The organism is Pseudomonas bubulae, from assembly GCF_037023725.1.
GTDB lineage: Bacteria > Pseudomonadota > Gammaproteobacteria > Pseudomonadales > Pseudomonadaceae > Aquipseudomonas > Aquipseudomonas bubulae.
In genome coordinates this window covers 310,509-326,066 of the sequence record NZ_CP146077.1, presented here as the reverse complement: position 1 = coordinate 326,066, position 15,558 = coordinate 310,509, and the positions used below count along the sequence as shown (strand labels likewise).

Below are 15,558 nucleotides of genomic sequence, written 5' to 3'. Positions count from 1 at the left end.
GGCAAATCGACCCGATAGATAAAAGGCACGGCACTTGCCGTGCCTTTTGCGTCCGTCTCTGAGAAAATGCCCCCACTTTTTTTCCGGATGCTGACATGACTGTTCTCAAGAATGACCGTTTCCTTCGCGCTTTGCTCAAGCAACCTGTAGACGTAACGCCTGTCTGGATGATGCGTCAGGCCGGTCGCTACCTGCCGGAGTACCGCGCCAGCCGCGCCAAGGCCGGCGATTTCATGAGCCTGTGCAAGAACGCCGAATTCGCCTGTGAAGTCACCATGCAGCCTCTGGACCGCTTCCCGCAGCTGGATGCGGCCATCCTGTTTTCTGACATCCTGACCATCCCCGATGCCATGGGCCAAGGCCTGTACTTTGAAACGGGTGAAGGCCCGCGCTTCAAAAAGGTTGTCAGCACCCTGGCCGACATCGAAGCGCTGCCCATCCCGGATCCGCAAAAAGACCTCGGCTACGTGATGAACGCCGTCAGCACCATTCGCAAAGAGCTCAATGGCCGTGTGCCATTGATTGGCTTCTCCGGCAGCCCGTGGACGCTGGCCACTTATATGGTTGAAGGCGGCTCCTCCAAGGACTTCCGTAAAACCAAGGCCATGCTCTACGACACCCCGCAAGCCATGCACTTGCTGCTCGACAAGCTGGCGCAGTCGGTTACGTCTTACCTCAACGGCCAGATCCTGGCGGGCGCGCAGGCGGTGCAGATCTTCGACACCTGGGGCGGTAACCTGTCGGCTGCGGCCTATCAGGAGTTCTCCCTGGCCTATATGCGCAAAATCGTCAGCGGCCTGATCCGCGAACACGAAGGTCGCAAGGTGCCGGTCATTCTGTTCACCAAAAACGGTGGCCTGTGGCTGGAAAGCATCGCCGATGCTGGTGCCGACGCACTGGGCCTGGACTGGACCTGTGACCTGGGCGAAGCCCGCCGTCGTGTCGGCAACAAGGTTGCCCTGCAAGGCAACATGGACCCGACCGTGCTGTACGCCAACCCGGAGGCCATCCGCACCGAAGTCAAGCGCATCCTGGCCAGCTACGGCAACGGCTCGGGCCATGTGTTCAACCTGGGCCATGGTATTACCCCGGAAGTAAAACCCGAGCACGCCGGTGCGTTTATCAGTGCGGTGCATGAGTTCTCCGGTCAATATCACCAGTAAGCTCCAGCAGATTAAAAAATGCCCCGACATGTCGGGGTATTTTCATTTATTGCGTAGTCATTAGTATGACTGCCGACACTAAATGTAGGGGAGTTAGAGACAAAACCTACAGATTCAAGAGGGCTGGCCTTACATTAATAATTGTTCATGCCAGTGAAAATTAGCCTTCGCCTTTGTATAAATAAGGTTGGTGTTATAAAAGGCTGATTAGTGTTATCGGGCTTGCATTCTGCGCACAACGTTCTGTTATTCAGGGTAAGGTTGTTTTTGGGTTTTTTAATAATAAATGTACCAGGGTGAGTTCTTGGTTGTTGCACTTTCAAGCGCTCGCAGTTTGAGGGTGTATTAGTGATAACCGCCCTACATTCGGACTGCTGCTTGCAATACGCTCCGTAGACCACTCATTGTGATCCGGGTGTGGCTCTTGCTGGAAAGTTACCTTGGTCTAGAAACAAGTCGCAATGATAGCTCCTGACTGTTTAAGTAAGGGGGCGCCGGGTTTTGGAGTGAAGTTGTTCGGTACTGTTTAGCTTAAGCCTGTTTTTTAGAGGGGGATTTGCGTGTTGATGTGTGTGCAGGTTGATAGTTATCCACTTGCCATCTGACGCAGCGGTGTTTTTTATCAGGGTAGAGCAATTCAGTCATGAGACAGTCATGAACAGTTCGATTCAAGTACTCAAACACTGCTTTTCATCTGTATGGGCGTCGCTGGCATTGATCTTGGTCTATGGCAGTTATTTGGTGTGGCAAGAACAAGGGTATCGCCACTCTATCCATATGCAATCGGAACTCGCACCCTTGAATGTTTCAGATCCTCCGGCTCCCGGGCTTTTCAAGCCTGAAGCGATCGCCACGTTATTCGGGCTTGTCACTCAAGACCGTCGGGTACCGAGTGCTGAGCCATTGCAGTTGCGTGCGAGCTTTGTTGCGAGCCAGGGCTCCTCTCAAGCCTTGTTGGCCGATGCACAGTCGGCACGTTTCTACTCGGAAGGTGAGCCTTTGCCGGGTGGCAGTGTCCTGCGCCGTATCGAGATGGACCATGTGGTGCTATGGCGCAATGGGCGTGAAGAGTACCTGACCCTTAAACCGCCAAACCAGTATGTATTGCCCTTATCCACTGCTCCAGCTACGACCTCGCAGGAGACCACTTTTTACCTGCGGCCATCGACCGGGAAACTTTAGAAAATGCCCATGACCAAGCCCGGTGCCTTCGTTTTCGGCCCTCTTTTTACCTGTTGTGTGCTGTGCGCAGGGTTGCTGTTGCAATCTCCGGCGTGGGCCCAGAAGCAGTACTGGAAACTGGCGATGAAAGAGGCCGAACTGCGCGACGTCGTGCAGGAAATATCATCGATACTCGGCGCCACCGTGGTTCTTGATCCCAGGGTTCAGGGCCGGGTCACGGTTATTTCCGAAAAAGAGCTGGACCGCGAAGGCGTACGTCGCTTGTTTTACTCTGTGCTCGATGCCCACGGCTTCTCGGTGATTGACCAAGGTGATCGTTTACTGATCATCCCTGCCGCCGAGGCAAAAGCACGGGCTGGCAGCGCTGATGCGAAAGCGGTTGAGGCAGAGGCCTTTGTCACACGGGTCATCGAACTGAATGGCAGCGTCGCGGCCGATCTGGCTGGCCTGTTGCGACCACTGGTGTCTAGCAGTGGTTACGTCGGGCCTTCTGCTTCGGCCAACGCGCTGATCATTACCGACACTGCAGCCAATACGCAGCGCCTTGTCGAAATGGTTCGCCAGCTGGATTCAGGTGCGCGTTCCGGCCATTCGGTGGTTGTGCTCAAACATGGTCTGGCCAGCGACATTGCCAGGATCATGGAGCAAGCGCTGGACAAAAAGGATGCGGGTTCGAACAGTCGAGTGATCGCCGACACATCGACCAATCGCGTGGTAATCATTGGCAACGAAACAGCGCGCAAGCGCTTGAGTGCACTGGCCCGCTCTCTCGATGCTCCGGGCAGCATCAAGCAGGAAAACTCACGGGTGCTGCGTCTTCGCTATGGCGATGCCAAGCAATTGGCCGCAGTACTGGAATCAGTAAGCCCGGGTTTGAAAAAGGACATGGCCCTGGAGAGCAGTACCCAGAAAGCATCAACCCGCGAAGTGATGGTAGCGGCAGATGAAAGCCAGAACGCACTGGTGATCATGGCTGAGCCTGCGCAGGTTCGTACCCTGGAAAATATCGTGCGCGAACTGGATCAGCCGCGCTCACAAGTGTTGATCCATGCCGCTATTGTTGAAGTTTCCGGGGATATTGCGAAAACCCTCGGCGTGCAATGGGGTGTCAACGCAGGCAGAGGCAGAGGCGGTATTACCTTCCCGGGCACCGGAATTCAAATTGGTGCGTTGTCCCAAAGTAATATCAAACTTCCAGAAGGTGCCGTGCTGCAGGTTGGCAACGACCGTTTCAACGTCCTGGTTTCAGCGTTGGCCAGCGATACCAACAACAATGTGTTGTCCACGCCGAGCCTTCTGACCCTGGACAATCAGGAAGCCGAGATCCTGGTGGGCCAAAACGTGCCGCTCAAAACTGGCTCCTATACAGGCTCTGGTGAAAACGCCAAAAACCCCTTTACCACGGTGACGCGTCAGGACATCGGCATCAGCCTAAAGGTCAAGCCGCATATCAATGAAGGCAGCTTGATGCGTCTGGAAGTTGCACAGGAAAACTCCGAGATAGCCCCTTCACTGCAGGGTGTCGAGTCAACCGATCTGATCACCAATAAACGCGCCTTGAAAAGCACCATCCTGGCCGAAGACGGGGAAATCATCGTGATTGGCGGGCTGATCAAGGACAGCGTGCGAACCCAGGTCAGTGGCGTTCCTTTACTTAAAGACATTCCGTACCTGGGCGCCCTGTTTCGCTGGAACAAAGACACCCGTACCAAAACCAACCTGATGGTTTTTTTGCGTCCGACCATTGTGCGCAGCAAGAATGATCTGCGTGAAATCAGCGAAAGCCGTTACAACGCTTTGCGCAAGCTCGATGAGAGCGGTCCCAAGGGCAAAAGCTCGCGGTTGTTGCCCGACAATGCACATCAAATGTTCGATACCCCTACGCAAGATAACCGTCGCCCACCTGAAGCAGGTCGACCATGACATCGCCAGGTGAGCGTTTGCCTTTCGGCTTTGCCCGGCGTTTCGGGGTGCTGCTGGACACCTCATCCACGCCTGCCACCCTGTTGCTTCGTGCCGACACACCATTGACCGCGTTGGCCGAAGCACAGCGCTGGGCAACGGCTGAATTAAAGGTCAGCACACTCACCGATGCACAATTCAGCGAGCGGCTGGCCAGCACCTATAGCGCTGGCCAAAGCGCGGCCGAGCAAGTAGCCCAAGGGCTGGACGACGAACTCGACCTGATGAGCCTGGCCGAGCAAGTACCGCAAACCGCAGATCTGCTGGAGCAGGAGGCGATGCCCCGATCATTCGCCTGATCAATGCCCTGCTGCGAGAAGCCATGCGTGAGAAGGCTTCGGACGTACACCTCGAAACCTTTGAGCACTACCTGTCCGTGCGCATGCGCATTGATGGCCAACTGCGTGAAGTGCTCAGGCCCAAACGCGAACTGGCCAGTCTGCTGGTATCACGGATCAAGGTGATGGCGCGCCTGGATATTGCCGAGAAACGCGTGCCCCAGGATGGCCGCATCAGTTTGCGTCTGGCCGGGCATGAAGTCGATGTGCGAGTTTCTACCCTGCCTTCTGCACACGGTGAGCGGGTAGTCATGCGTCTGCTGGATAAACAGGCCGGGCGCCTGGATCTCCAGTGCCTGGGCATGCCCGCCGAGACCCTGAGTCGGTTTCAACACATTCTTGCGCGCCCCCATGGGATCTTTCTGGTCACGGGCCCGACCGGCTCGGGCAAAACCACTAGCCTGTATGCTGCGCTTAGCCATTTGAATCACCAGAGCCGTAATATTCTGACTGTCGAAGATCCGGTGGAATATCACCTTCCCGGCATCGGCCAGACCCCGGTCAACACCAAGGCTGACATGACGTTTGCCCGAGGTCTGCGGGCGATTCTGCGTCAGGACCCCGACGTGGTCATGGTCGGTGAGATCCGTGACCATGAAACCGCCGAAATCGCCGTACAAGCTTCGTTGACCGGGCATCTGGTGCTGTCGACCCTGCACACCAACAGCGCCATTGGCGCCGTCACCCGGTTGGTAGACATGGGGGTGGATGCCTATCTGTTGTCGTCTTCTCTGGTGGGCATATTGGCCCAGCGGCTGCTGCGCACGCTGTGTGTGGACTGCAAAACCCCGTACGCCGCCGACCCGGTCGCCAGGGCACGGCTTGGCCTTGACCCTGAGGCCTGGCCGATCCTGTTCCGGGCTCGGGGCTGCACACACTGCCGGCAAGGTTATCGCGGTCGTACCGGTATCTACGAACTGGTCAGTATCACCCCGGCCCTGGCCGGGATGATTCATCAGGGCGCCAGCGAGCCGGAACTGATCCGCGAAGCGCGAAAGTTATCCTGCGGGCTGTTTCAAGATGGCCAACGGCGGGTGCTTGACGGTCAGACCAGCCTCGACGAACTGCTGCGTGTCACTCAGGAGGACTGAGCATGCCTGCTTTTGAGTATCGCGCGCAGGACGCCAACGGGCGCAATTGCCGGGGGCTTCAAGAGGCTGACAGTGCCCGCCATGCTCGCCAGCTTTTACGTGAGCGGGGCCTGCGCCTGAGCCATCTGGGTGAGGCCAGAAAAAATCGGCAGAAGGACAGCCATGCGCAGTCCGGCACCCGTCTGGGGGGCACGGATCTGGCGCTGCTCACCCGTCAATTGGCCACTCTGATCCATGCCGGCCTGCCCCTCGAAGAAGCCTTGAGCGCCGTCACGGCTCAAAGTGAAAAGCGTCGGGTTAGCCATTTACTGGCGGCTGTGCGCAGCCGGGTGCTGGAAGGTCATGCCTTGGCCACCACGTTGGCGGTGTTCCCCCGCGCTTTCCCCGAACTGTTCCGGGCCACGGTCGCTGCAGGCGAGCGCAGCGGGCACCTGGGGCTCGTCCTGGAGCAATTGGCCGACTACACCGAAGCCCGTCAGGCCTCGCGCCAGAAAATCCAGCTGGCGTTGGTCTATCCCCTGATCTTGCTGGTTGCTTCGTTCTCGATTGTCGGTTTCCTGCTCGGCTACGTTGTACCCGACGTGGTCAAGATCTTCATCAACAGTGGCCAGCCATTACCTGTTTTGACACAAGCCATGATCGCCATCAGCAATGGTCTGCGCAGTTATGGCGCGTTGCTTTTTATCGTGCTGCTGGTTGCCTGCGGCGCGACCCGTTGGGCACTGCGTCAGCCGCGGCTGAAGCTGCGCTGGCATGTGCTGTTGCTCAACCTTGTGCTGGTGGGCGGGGTGCTGAGGGCAATGGAAGCAGCACGGTTCGCCAGCACCCTGGCGATACTGGGCAAAAGTGCCGTACCACTGGTGGATGCCCTGGAAATTTCGGCCACGGTCATCAGTAACCTGGCCATACGCCAACGCATGCTCGACGTTGCCCGCTCAGTCCGCGAAGGCGGCACTCTGGCTCGAGGGCTGGAGCGCAGTGGTGATATCCCGCCCATGATGCTGCATCTGATTGCCAGTGGCGAACGTGCCGGCGAGCTGGACAGCATGCTGGCGCGGGCCGCCGAGCAACAGGAAAAAAACCTCGCCGCCCGTATCGCCCTGGTAGTGAGCCTGTTTGAACCGATCATGCTGGTGCTGATGGGTGGCGTGGTGCTGCTGATCGTCATGGCCATTCTCTTGCCGATTCTTGGCCTCAATCAACTGGTGAATTGACCTATGAACAGTGCTTCAAAACCCAAGCAACGGGGCTTCACCCTGATTGAAATCATGGTTGTGGTAGTCATCATTGGTGTGCTCGGTGCCATTGTCGTGCCTCAGTTTATGAACCGCCCGGATCAGGCCAAGGTGACCGCTGCGCGCACTGATATTCAGGCCATTGCCACAGCCCTTGAAATGTATCGCCTCGACACCTTCAGCTACCCCTCGACCCAGCAGGGCCTTGAGGCTTTGAGCAAGCACCCGGCCGGCAGCCCGGTGGTAAAAAACTGGAACCCGCAGGGGTACCTCAAGCGGCTGCCACTGGATCCGTGGGGCACGCCTTATCAATACCTGAGCCCGGGTACCCGTTCGACAGATTACGATCTGTTTTCCTTGGGTTCAGACGGCGTACCCGGCGGTGAAGGGAGCGCGGCAGACATCGGCAACTGGAGCTACTGAGCCATGCGCAGGCGGGCGTCGGGCTTTACCCTGATCGAGTTGCTGGTGGTCATTGTGCTGGTGGGTGTGCTCGCTTCAATGGTGCGTATCAGTCTGGGTGACAACAACAGCCGCAACGCTCGACAGGAAGCCGATGTCCTGTTGGGCGTTATGCACGGTTTACGCGAGAAAGCGGTTCTGGATGGCCGGGAATATGGCCTGCGGCTTGAGCCCGGGGCCTATCAGGTGATGCGCTTTGAACGTGATGCCTGGAAGCCGGCTGATGCCCGGGTGAAGTTGCCTTACGGACTGGCCCTTGCCCTGACTGTGGAGGGGCGCTCGCAGCCCCTTATACCTATGGCAGAAGCACCGCAGTTAATGTGGTTGAGCAGCGATGAAAACACCGCTTTCAGTCTGCACGTCGACAGTCCGCCCCGGCGCTGGCGAAGTATCGTCAGCGACGGCCTTGGCGACGCGCTGGTTGTTGTGGCGCAGGCATCCCATGAAGGCTGATAAAGGTTTCACCCTGCTGGAAGTCATGATTGCGCTCGCCATCTTTGCCATCCTGGCGGCGGCGGTCATGTCTGCCTGCCAGTATGTGCTGGGCCAGAGTGCGAGGGTCGAGGCAAGGTTGTTGGGCGCATGGCTGGCGGACAACCACCTCAATGAAATGCAGCTGCAAACTGCTCCTCCGGCCTTGGGGCTACAAACCCTCAATGTGACCTATGCCCGGCGTGACTGGCGCCTGAGTCGACGCATCACGGCCGAGCCCGGTACAGGCCTGCTGCGGGTAGAGTTGAGTGTCAGCCCGGCGGGCAGCGAGCATGCGGTACAGTCTGTGACCCACTGGCTGGCGTTCAGCCATGAATAAGCCCCAGGCCGGCTTTACCCTGCTCGAACTGGTGATTGCCATTGCCATTTTCGCCTTGCTGGGTCTTGGCTGCTGGCGACTCTTTGACGCAGTTGTACGTGTCGAGCGCAGCAGCACGGCACAACAGCAGGCCCTGCGCAGCTTGCAGAGGGCGGTGGCGATGATCGAACGCGATGTTTTGCAGGCCCAGAGTTCAGCCCAAAGCCCGGGTGTCGTGCTGTACCCCGATAAACTCGAAGTGCGCCGCGTCAACTGGCGCAACCCGTTGGGCCTGCCGCGCAGTGAAGTGCAGGATGTCAGTTACCAGCTCAAGGATGGTGTGCTCTGGCGCTTTAGCCGCGGGCTGGAGGAGGGCGCGCAACTGCAACAACAAAAACTGCTTGGCGATGTGCGCGAGGTGCGCTGGCGGTTGTTCAATCGCAAGACGGGTTGGCACAGTGCAGGTGCTTCTGCCCCCAAAACTGCGCAGCACGCCCTGGAGTTAAACCTGTCGGTGGGTCGCTTCGACGGTGTACGCCGTGTGCTGTTATTGACGGGGGGCACGTGATGCGCCGCAACCAGCGAGGGATCGCCCTGATCACCGTGTTGCTGGTGATGAGCCTGGCGTTGTTGATCACCGCCGGCATGTTGCGCAGCCATCGTCTGGCCCTGAACAGCAGTGCCCAGCAGATCCACCAGTTGCAACTGCGCACCCTGGCATTTGCGGGCGAGACCTGGGCCCGTGAACACTTGCGTACCCTGATCCGCGACCCCATGGTCGCCGTTGCTTCTGGCCAGGCCTGGGCCAGCAGCCAGCCACAGTTGCGCATCGACGATGGACAAATCGACGTGGTAATTGAAGACCTCGCCGGGCGATTCAACATCAGCCCCTTATTGGCCAAAGGTCCCGCCAGCGATGTGATGGAGCAACGCTGGATGCGCCTGCAAACCCTGCTTGAATTGACCCCGCTGGATGCCAGCGTACTGCAGGGCCAGAGTTTGAGTGATATCAGCCAGTTGCGTGTGCTGCCCGGTGTCGACAGCCAGTGGTACATGCGTATGCAGCCGTGGATCGTGCTGTTGGGCAAGGATGCCGTACTGAACATAAACACTGCGCCTGCCACTCTCCTTGCAACGCTGGAAGGCGTGACGCCTGAGCTGGCGCGCGCGCTGGTAACTACCCGGCCGCTGCAAGGCTATGCCAGTGTTCAGGATTTCACGTTCACCCCGGCGCTGATCGGGTTGGGTGTTCAGGCTGCGGGTCTGGGCATCAGCAGTCGCTGGTTTCGGATCACCACCGATGTGCGCCTTGGGCAAAGTCGCTTGCGGCTTGAAAGCGATGTGGTCCGCGATCCTCATACCGGCGAATGGCACTTGTTGCAGCGACGCCTTTTAGCTCCCCGACACCGCGAGCCCTTTGTATGAACAGCTGGCTTTACCTCACCGCCAAGGGTTTTGCCCACAGTGTCGAGATTGATTATGACAACGCCCCTGTATTCGTCTGGCACGATGCTCAGTCGCCGACAGAAACCTCATTGAGCGAAGCTGCAGCCGGGCTGAAAGGCCGGAGCGTCGCACTGGTCCTGCCCATGGAAATGTGCAGCTGGGTGCTGACCGAACCCTGGCCGGGCAAGCGTAGGCCCACCGCACAGGCCCTGGTTTTTGCCGTCGAAGATCAACTGGCCGATGATCTGGACGAACTGCACTTCGCCGTCGGGCCGGTGGATACGCAGCAGCGTTATCCCTTGCTGATCACTCACAAACAGCGATTTAGAACGTTGCTGTGCCAGCTCCATGAACGCGGCTTGACTATCGTCAGCGCGCAGGTGGATGCGGATCTGTTGCCTCGCGATCAAGCATGTATGCAATGGTGGTGTGGGCGCTGGTTGGTTGGCGGGACGCTTGAATTCCGGCTGGCCGTCTCCCTGGTGGGGCTGGAGTTGGTTAAATCCGGTTTGCCCACCGCATTGACGGCGCGAAAAATTGACTGGGACGCACTTCCGGAAGATGCAATCAACTTGCTCCAAGGTGAGTTTCGGCGTCAGGTGCGGGGTTGGCCGTGGCGGCGACTCAGGGTAATGGCACTGCTGATGTTTACGCTGGCCTTGGGGTTTACCCACCTGCGCAGCAGTTTTCTGGAGGGGGAAGCGGCGCGGATTTATGTCATGAGCGAGGAGCGGTTCAAAACCCTGTACCCGGCGCAAACCCGTATTGTGGACCTGTCCGCACAACTCAAGGCAATGCAGCAGCGCGCCACGGGTGCACAAGGAGGGCATATGGCACGGTTGCTTCAACTGACCGAGCAGGTGATTGGCGCCAGCAGTGTCGAAGTGCAGCATATGGAGTGGCGGGCAAGCATCGGTTGGGTATTGAACCTCACGGTCGGCAGCTTTGCCCAGCTTGAGCAATTACGCGAGCGAGGCGTGCAAAGCGCACTGCCGATTACGCTGGGCAATGCGAGCCAGCAGGGCAGTCGGGTGCAGGCCATGCTGACCCTCAGGGATGAATCATGAAGACGTTTGTGCGTGAGCGCTGGTTGCACCTGCCGCCTCGAGACCGCCAGTTGTGCGGTGTGCTGGCGGTATTTCTACTGATTGTGTTCAGCGTCTACGGGCTGTGGTTACCGGCTCAACAACGTCTGGATGCGGCCCGGGCGCTGTACCTCAAGCAGCTGGCACTCGAAGGTGAAGTCCGGCAGGCACGCCCCGGATCCATTGCCAGGGGTGCTGAACAGCCCTTGGTCTCGCGTTTGAGCGACAGTGCCGCAGACTCCGGGTTGAGCGTTGAGCAGTTTGAAATGGATGGCGGTGTTGTACGCATCTCCCTGAACGGGGATGCGGTTGCGGTGCTGGGCTGGCTCAATCGTATTGAACTGGAGGGTGCAGGCTTCGAAAGCCTGAGTCTGGAAAAACGTGGTACCAGCCTCCAGGCACGGCTACAGATCAACAACCCGAATTGAGGTAGTGCCTGTAGCCGCAGATGCAGGGAGTTACGTGTTCTTTGCGTTTCCCGGCAGCACTGGCAGCCGGGCCAGATGCAGCGCTACCAGCAGGGCAATCACCAGCATGCTGGAGATAAACAAGCCGATGCCGTTCCAGCCCGCCAGATGCCAGAACACACCACCCAGGGTGCCAGCTACGCTCGATCCGGCGTAGTAACTGAACAGGTACAGCGACGACGCCTGCCCCTTGGCCTTGCTTGCCCGGCGGCCGATCCAGCTGCTGGCCACCGAATGCGCGCCGAAGAAGCCGAAGGTGAACATCAGCATGCCGATAATCACAAACGCAATGGGTGTGAGCAGGGTCAGCGCGATCCCGGCCAGCATCAGCACAATCACCGCCCACAGTACGCGACGACGGCCCAGTTTGTCGGCCAGTGCGCCAATCTGTGCCGAGCTGTAGATACCCGACAGATAGACGATCGACAGCAAGCCTACCAGTGCCTGGTTCATATTGTACGGCTCGGCCAGCAGGCGGTAGCCGATGTAGTTGAACAGGGTGACAAAACTCCCCATCAGCAGGAACGCTTCGAGAAACAGCCAGGGCAGCCCGGCATCGCGAAAATGCATGGTGAAACCGTCGAGCAGGCTGCGCGGATTCATCGAGCGCGGGCGGAAGTTGCGCGACTCGGGGAGGATTTTCACGAACACCACCGCGGCCACCAGCGCCAGCGCGCCAATCACCAACATCGCGGTGTGCCAACTGACAAAGTCGATCAATACACCGCTGATCAGACGACCGCTCATGCCGCCAATGGCGTTGCCACCGATATACAGGCCCATGGCCAGGCCGATGTGCTGCGGGTGGATTTCTTCACTCAGATAGGTCATGGCTACCGCAGCCAGCCCGCTAAGAGACAGCCCTACCAGCGCCCGTGTAATCAGTACACCTTCCCAGGTCGGCATCAGGGCACTGAGGAGGGTAAACAGCGCGGCACTAAACAACGCAAACACCATCACGGGCTTGCGCCCGAAGGCATCGGAAATGGGCCCGGTAATCAGCAGGCCAATGGCTAGCATCGCCGTGGCCACGGACAGAATCAGACTGCTTTGAGCGGCATTGATCCCGTACTCATGGGATAGCACCGGCATCATCGGCTGCACGCAATACAACAGGGCAAAGGTTGCGAACCCACCCGAGAACAGGGCCAGCACCGTGCGCATAAACATCGGCGTGCCTTTCTCGATAAATACATCATTCAGTTGGGTAACAACATCATCCAGCGCGGACGGCGGGATTTCGTGGGCCAGGGGTGCAGCGGCAGTTTTCACGGGGACCTCAAATAGGGGTAAAGCCGAACGGCAATGACAAAAGAATATAGGCGGCTAACGATTCTTTCCAATATATAATTCGACCTGTTTAATAGGTTTTACGACTTAATGGAGGTTGTATGGAACTGCGCCATTTGCGCTACTTCATTGCCGTGGCCGAAGAGCTTCACTTTGGTCGGGCGGCGCAGGTGCTGGGCATTTCCCAGCCACCGCTAAGCCAGCAAATTCAGGCGCTTGAGCAGGAATTGGGGGCACGGCTGTTCGAGCGAACCAATCGTCGGGTTGCCCTGAGCGAAGCCGGACGCTTGTTTCTGGAGGAGGCGCGGCGGGTGTTGGCCCAGGTCGACAAAGCCGCCGACGTGGCCCGGCGGGCGCAGTTGGGTGAGCTGGGTGAATTGAAAATTGGCTTTACCTCGTCGGCGCCGTTCAACTCCAGTATCCCCCAGGCCATTTTTGCCTTTCGCCAGGCGTTCCCGGCGGTGCATCTGGACCTCAAGGAAATGAGCAGCCGCGAAGTGGCCGAGGGGCTGGTGGATGAGTCCATCGAAGTCGGGATCATGCGGCCGCTGGCGTTGCCGGATTCGTTGCATGTTGTTGAACTGTTTCGCGAGCCGCTGGTGGCCGTGATTCGCGCCGATCACCCGCTGGCCGAAGGCAGCGAGGATGGTTTGCAACTGGCGGCATTGGCGGACGAACCCTTTGTATTCTTCCCGCGCAGCTATGGCAGCGGCTTGTACGCGCAATTGCTCAGCCTGGCGCGGGTGGCGGGGTTCAGCCCGCATATCTCCCAGGAGGCGGGGGAGGCCATGACCATTATCGGGCTGGTGTCGGCGGGGTTGGGGGTGTCGGTGCTGCCGGCGTCGTTCCAACATATGCGTATCAAGGGTGTGGTTTATCGGCCGTTGCTGGATACCGATGCCAATACGGCGGTGTGGCTGGTGCAGCGCAAGGGTCACTCATCACCGATGGCGACCGCGTTTGCGCAGTTGCTGACGCGCAAGATGGTGCACCCCTCACCCTAGCCCTCTCCCGGAGGGAGAGGTTTGGGGTGAGGGCAGGGCTGATCAGCGAGCCAGCAACTTATCCACAGACGCTTTGATCTGATGGATCAGATGCACCACCGCCAGCGCCACATCGCGGTTCAGGCCTTGCAGGTTATCGGCCGACGCATAGGCCGTGGCGATGGCGCAGCGCAGCAGTTCATCGGTGTGTTCGAGGGTTTGTTCGTGATCGTGTGTAGTCATGGTGAGTCTCCATCTATACGAATTGGAAGCTGTCACCATTTGCTTGCACACAAAGAGGGTGGCAGCTGTACGCGGGTGTGCAAGACCGGTAGATAGGAGCAAAACCCGGCAGATCCGAAGACCTCCCACGTACAGCCGCCATAAAGCAGAGTTTCTGGCGGTGATACTCAAATCTCAATCGGACTTGCACGCCCGGTCAACCATGGGGGATGACGTACCGGAGGCTAGCGATCGAAAGAGACAGGCGCAAGACCCAAGGATTCTCTAGGAAGCGTCCTGCGAATGAAAGAGATATGACCCTCGGACGTCGCTGCCCGGTAAATGTTGGCGCGCAAGATTCCCTCTTGGCGAAAAATCTCTTAACAAATCGATGCCGGGAGGTGATCGCCTTTTGTGCACGTTTGTCGTTAGGTTATTAACCCCTGACATCGAGATTTGATCATGGCCCATAAAGGTTACGCAGTGCTCGCTGGCTTATGCTTGGCACTCAGCGGTTGTGGAACGACCAATACGGTATTGCGTGGTGATGAAGTAACGCGTCGTAATCTTAAAGAGTGGAAAACCTACTGTGATTCCGTGCCCCGGGTTTACAGTGGCGTGTCATACGGTCTGTGTATTCTGCACGGGCCATCCCCTACTGTTTCACAAGATATTGCAGCGTCTGCCTTGCTACCACTCAGGCTTCTGGATTTCGTGCCTTCCGCCATTGCTGACACGGTGGTGCTGCCTTACACGATTTATCGCCAAAGCACCGAAGGAAGTATCACTCTCGCCCGATAGTTGTAGCTTTGGGAGCGTGTATTACCGGGCCAGTCACTTATCCACAGACGTTTTAGCCTGATGGATCAGATGCACCATCGCCAGCGCTACATCGCGGTTCAGGCCTTGCAGGTTATGTCCTGCGAATGAAAGAAATATGGCCCGCAGGGGCTGCGGTTTGGCCGAGAATTGCGAAACGCGCAGTTATAAAACACGCTTGGAAACTTGAAAGTAAAGCTGCGCAAAATCGCTTCTTTAAGCACGGGTCCAGTCAATGTCACTTCAATATCAACCGAAAGAAGGCAGCGTACTTATTTGTGATTTCAGAGGCTATGAAGTGCCGGAATGATCAAGGTCAGGGCCATCGTGGTTATTCGTAAACATCGGCTGTCCGCTGCGCTTTGAGCTTGTAAAAGAGCGGCCAGAAACGATAAGCGGGCGTCATGCTGGTTGCCTAAACGCTTAGCGCGAGTAATAGTCCATTCGTACCCGCAAGGGGCTTGTGAGACTCTGAGAATCCTGGGAAACCAGCCATTACAGAGCCGGACAGACACAGTGCTATGACAAGCCAGTCTGTTTGTGAATAAGGCGCCGAAAGGCGCCTTTGTCGTTTCTGATGGTTACAACGGTTTTACCCGCGCCGCTTCAGACAGCTGTTTGGCCGTGCGTTCGTTCTGATTGTCCTTGAGGTCGCGCACGATATCGCGATCCAGCAGGCGCACCCAGCGAATGTAATTCTTGTGAATCTTGCCGTCCTTGTAGTCCAGGCCGCTGCTGTCGCGGTACTGGATCCGGTAGTGATCGGCGCTGTACGGAATGTCGATTTCAGCGTGGTATTGCCCGCGCACGGTGATCTGCGCCTGCACCAGTTGCGGGGTGATTTTTTGCACTGTCCAGCCGCGCCCGACCAGGGCCTTGACGATGGCCTGTTGCATTTGCGCACGGTCGCTGTTGATCGAGGCATGTAATGTGCGGTCGGGGGTGAACACGGGTTTGCTGGTGCAGGACACGGTGGTCAGCAGGGCCAGGGCAATCAAGGTAATGCGCAGCAGGTAAGTCATT

16 protein-coding genes and 1 pseudogene are annotated in these 15,558 nt (G+C 58.0%); 14 read left to right on the top strand and 3 right to left on the bottom strand.

Annotated elements, in window-relative coordinates; genetic code table 11:
* The first annotated feature begins 95 nt into the window (after positions 1 to 95).
* The 12 genes and pseudogenes from hemE to gspM all read left to right on the top strand — a co-directional run bounded on the left by hemE (position 96) and on the right by gspM (position 11,182).
* Positions 96 to 1,163, top strand: a complete 1,068-nt coding sequence (gene hemE / locus V6L81_RS01475; protein WP_095000854.1) for a uroporphyrinogen decarboxylase — start codon at positions 96 to 98, stop codon at positions 1,161 to 1,163.
* A gap of 654 nt (positions 1,164 to 1,817) precedes the next feature.
* Positions 1,818 to 2,345 carry a type II secretion system protein N gene (locus tag V6L81_RS01470; protein ID WP_095000855.1) on the top strand — a complete coding sequence of 176 codons (528 nt, stop codon included), beginning with the start codon at positions 1,818 to 1,820 and terminating at the stop codon, positions 2,343 to 2,345.
* 9 nt (positions 2,346 to 2,354) lie between these two features.
* The gene (gene gspD / locus V6L81_RS01465) at positions 2,355 to 4,268 is read left to right on the top strand and encodes a type II secretion system secretin GspD (RefSeq protein WP_095020163.1); all 1,914 of its coding nucleotides are present in this window, start codon (positions 2,355 to 2,357) and stop codon (positions 4,266 to 4,268) included.
* A pseudogene (gene gspE, locus V6L81_RS01460) lies at positions 4,265 to 5,736 on the top strand (type II secretion system ATPase GspE). Before gspD ends, gspE begins: the two are co-directional and overlap by 4 nt.
* Positions 5,737 to 5,738: 2 nt before the next feature.
* The gene (gene gspF / locus V6L81_RS01455) at positions 5,739 to 6,950 is read left to right on the top strand and encodes a type II secretion system inner membrane protein GspF (protein WP_095000858.1); all 1,212 of its coding nucleotides are present in this window, start codon (positions 5,739 to 5,741) and stop codon (positions 6,948 to 6,950) included.
* 3 nt (positions 6,951 to 6,953) lie between these two features.
* The gene (gspG, locus tag V6L81_RS01450; RefSeq protein WP_095000859.1) at positions 6,954 to 7,394 is read left to right on the top strand and encodes a type II secretion system major pseudopilin GspG; all 441 of its coding nucleotides are present in this window, start codon (positions 6,954 to 6,956) and stop codon (positions 7,392 to 7,394) included.
* 3 nt (positions 7,395 to 7,397) lie between these two features.
* Positions 7,398 to 7,886, top strand: a complete 489-nt coding sequence (gene gspH, locus V6L81_RS01445) for a type II secretion system minor pseudopilin GspH (RefSeq protein WP_095000860.1) — start codon at positions 7,398 to 7,400, stop codon at positions 7,884 to 7,886.
* Complete coding sequence (gspI, locus tag V6L81_RS01440) at positions 7,876 to 8,244, top strand: type II secretion system minor pseudopilin GspI (protein WP_095000861.1); 369 nt, start codon at positions 7,876 to 7,878, stop codon at positions 8,242 to 8,244. Before gspH ends, gspI begins: the two co-directional genes overlap by 11 nt.
* Positions 8,237 to 8,791 (top strand): type II secretion system protein GspJ, encoded by a 555-nt coding sequence (locus tag V6L81_RS01435; protein ID WP_095017721.1) that lies wholly within the window; start codon positions 8,237 to 8,239, stop codon positions 8,789 to 8,791. The genes gspI and V6L81_RS01435 overlap by 8 nt, the downstream gene beginning before the upstream one ends.
* Complete coding sequence (locus V6L81_RS01430) at positions 8,791 to 9,648, top strand: general secretion pathway protein GspK (RefSeq protein ID WP_095017720.1); 858 nt, start codon at positions 8,791 to 8,793, stop codon at positions 9,646 to 9,648. The genes V6L81_RS01435 and V6L81_RS01430 overlap by 1 nt, the downstream gene beginning before the upstream one ends.
* Positions 9,645 to 10,736 carry a type II secretion system protein GspL gene (gene gspL, locus V6L81_RS01425; protein ID WP_095023796.1) on the top strand — a complete coding sequence of 364 codons (1,092 nt, stop codon included), beginning with the start codon at positions 9,645 to 9,647 and terminating at the stop codon, positions 10,734 to 10,736. The genes V6L81_RS01430 and gspL overlap by 4 nt, the downstream gene beginning before the upstream one ends.
* Positions 10,733 to 11,182 (top strand): type II secretion system protein GspM, encoded by a 450-nt coding sequence (gene gspM / locus V6L81_RS01420; protein ID WP_095020166.1) that lies wholly within the window; start codon positions 10,733 to 10,735, stop codon positions 11,180 to 11,182. The genes gspL and gspM overlap by 4 nt, the downstream gene beginning before the upstream one ends.
* 30 nt (positions 11,183 to 11,212) lie before the next feature.
* On the opposite strand, the gene V6L81_RS01415 is transcribed toward gspM, so the two are convergent.
* Positions 11,213 to 12,391: an MFS transporter gene (locus tag V6L81_RS01415; protein WP_404824670.1), complete on the bottom strand. Its 1,179-nt coding sequence runs from the start codon at positions 12,389 to 12,391 to the stop codon at positions 11,213 to 11,215.
* 221 nt (positions 12,392 to 12,612) lie between these two features.
* On the opposite strand from V6L81_RS01415, the gene V6L81_RS01410 reads away from it, so the two are divergent.
* The gene (locus V6L81_RS01410; RefSeq protein ID WP_095000866.1) at positions 12,613 to 13,515 is read left to right on the top strand and encodes a LysR family transcriptional regulator; all 903 of its coding nucleotides are present in this window, start codon (positions 12,613 to 12,615) and stop codon (positions 13,513 to 13,515) included.
* A 42-nt stretch (positions 13,516 to 13,557) separates the two neighbouring features.
* On the opposite strand, the gene V6L81_RS01405 is transcribed toward V6L81_RS01410, so the two are convergent.
* The gene (locus tag V6L81_RS01405) at positions 13,558 to 13,737 is read right to left on the bottom strand and encodes a DUF6124 family protein (RefSeq protein WP_095017718.1); all 180 of its coding nucleotides are present in this window, start codon (positions 13,735 to 13,737) and stop codon (positions 13,558 to 13,560) included.
* Positions 13,738 to 14,178: 441 nt separating this feature from the next.
* Here V6L81_RS01405 and V6L81_RS01400 point away from each other — a divergent pair, with 441 nt between their 5' ends.
* A complete protein-coding gene (locus tag V6L81_RS01400; RefSeq protein WP_095000867.1) occupies positions 14,179 to 14,517 on the top strand; it encodes a YceK/YidQ family lipoprotein in 339 nt (112 codons plus the stop codon).
* 599 nt (positions 14,518 to 15,116) lie between these two features.
* Here V6L81_RS01400 and V6L81_RS01395 read toward each other — a convergent pair.
* Positions 15,117 to 15,557 (bottom strand): hypothetical protein, encoded by a 441-nt coding sequence (locus V6L81_RS01395; RefSeq protein WP_095000868.1) that lies wholly within the window; start codon positions 15,555 to 15,557, stop codon positions 15,117 to 15,119.
* Position 15,558: the final 1 nt, after the last annotated feature.

Coding starts and splice junctions, on each gene's coding strand:
- hemE (WP_095000854.1), top strand. CDS start 96: ATGACTGTTCTCAAGAATGACCGTTTCCTTCGCGCTTTGCTCAAGCAA.
- V6L81_RS01470 (WP_095000855.1), top strand. CDS start 1,818: ATGAACAGTTCGATTCAAGTACTCAAACACTGCTTTTCATCTGTATGG.
- gspD (WP_095020163.1), top strand. CDS start 2,355: ATGACCAAGCCCGGTGCCTTCGTTTTCGGCCCTCTTTTTACCTGTTGT.
- gspF (WP_095000858.1), top strand. CDS start 5,739: ATGCCTGCTTTTGAGTATCGCGCGCAGGACGCCAACGGGCGCAATTGC.
- gspG (WP_095000859.1), top strand. CDS start 6,954: ATGAACAGTGCTTCAAAACCCAAGCAACGGGGCTTCACCCTGATTGAA.
- gspH (WP_095000860.1), top strand. CDS start 7,398: ATGCGCAGGCGGGCGTCGGGCTTTACCCTGATCGAGTTGCTGGTGGTC.
- gspI (WP_095000861.1), top strand. CDS start 7,876: ATGAAGGCTGATAAAGGTTTCACCCTGCTGGAAGTCATGATTGCGCTC.
- V6L81_RS01435 (WP_095017721.1), top strand. CDS start 8,237: ATGAATAAGCCCCAGGCCGGCTTTACCCTGCTCGAACTGGTGATTGCC.
- V6L81_RS01430 (WP_095017720.1), top strand. CDS start 8,791: ATGCGCCGCAACCAGCGAGGGATCGCCCTGATCACCGTGTTGCTGGTG.
- gspL (WP_095023796.1), top strand. CDS start 9,645: ATGAACAGCTGGCTTTACCTCACCGCCAAGGGTTTTGCCCACAGTGTC.
- gspM (WP_095020166.1), top strand. CDS start 10,733: ATGAAGACGTTTGTGCGTGAGCGCTGGTTGCACCTGCCGCCTCGAGAC.
- V6L81_RS01415 (WP_404824670.1), bottom strand. CDS start 12,391: ATGTTTATGCGCACGGTGCTGGCCCTGTTCTCGGGTGGGTTCGCAACC.
- V6L81_RS01410 (WP_095000866.1), top strand. CDS start 12,613: ATGGAACTGCGCCATTTGCGCTACTTCATTGCCGTGGCCGAAGAGCTT.
- V6L81_RS01405 (WP_095017718.1), bottom strand. CDS start 13,737: ATGACTACACACGATCACGAACAAACCCTCGAACACACCGATGAACTG.
- V6L81_RS01400 (WP_095000867.1), top strand. CDS start 14,179: ATGGCCCATAAAGGTTACGCAGTGCTCGCTGGCTTATGCTTGGCACTC.
- V6L81_RS01395 (WP_095000868.1), bottom strand. CDS start 15,557: ATGACTTACCTGCTGCGCATTACCTTGATTGCCCTGGCCCTGCTGACC.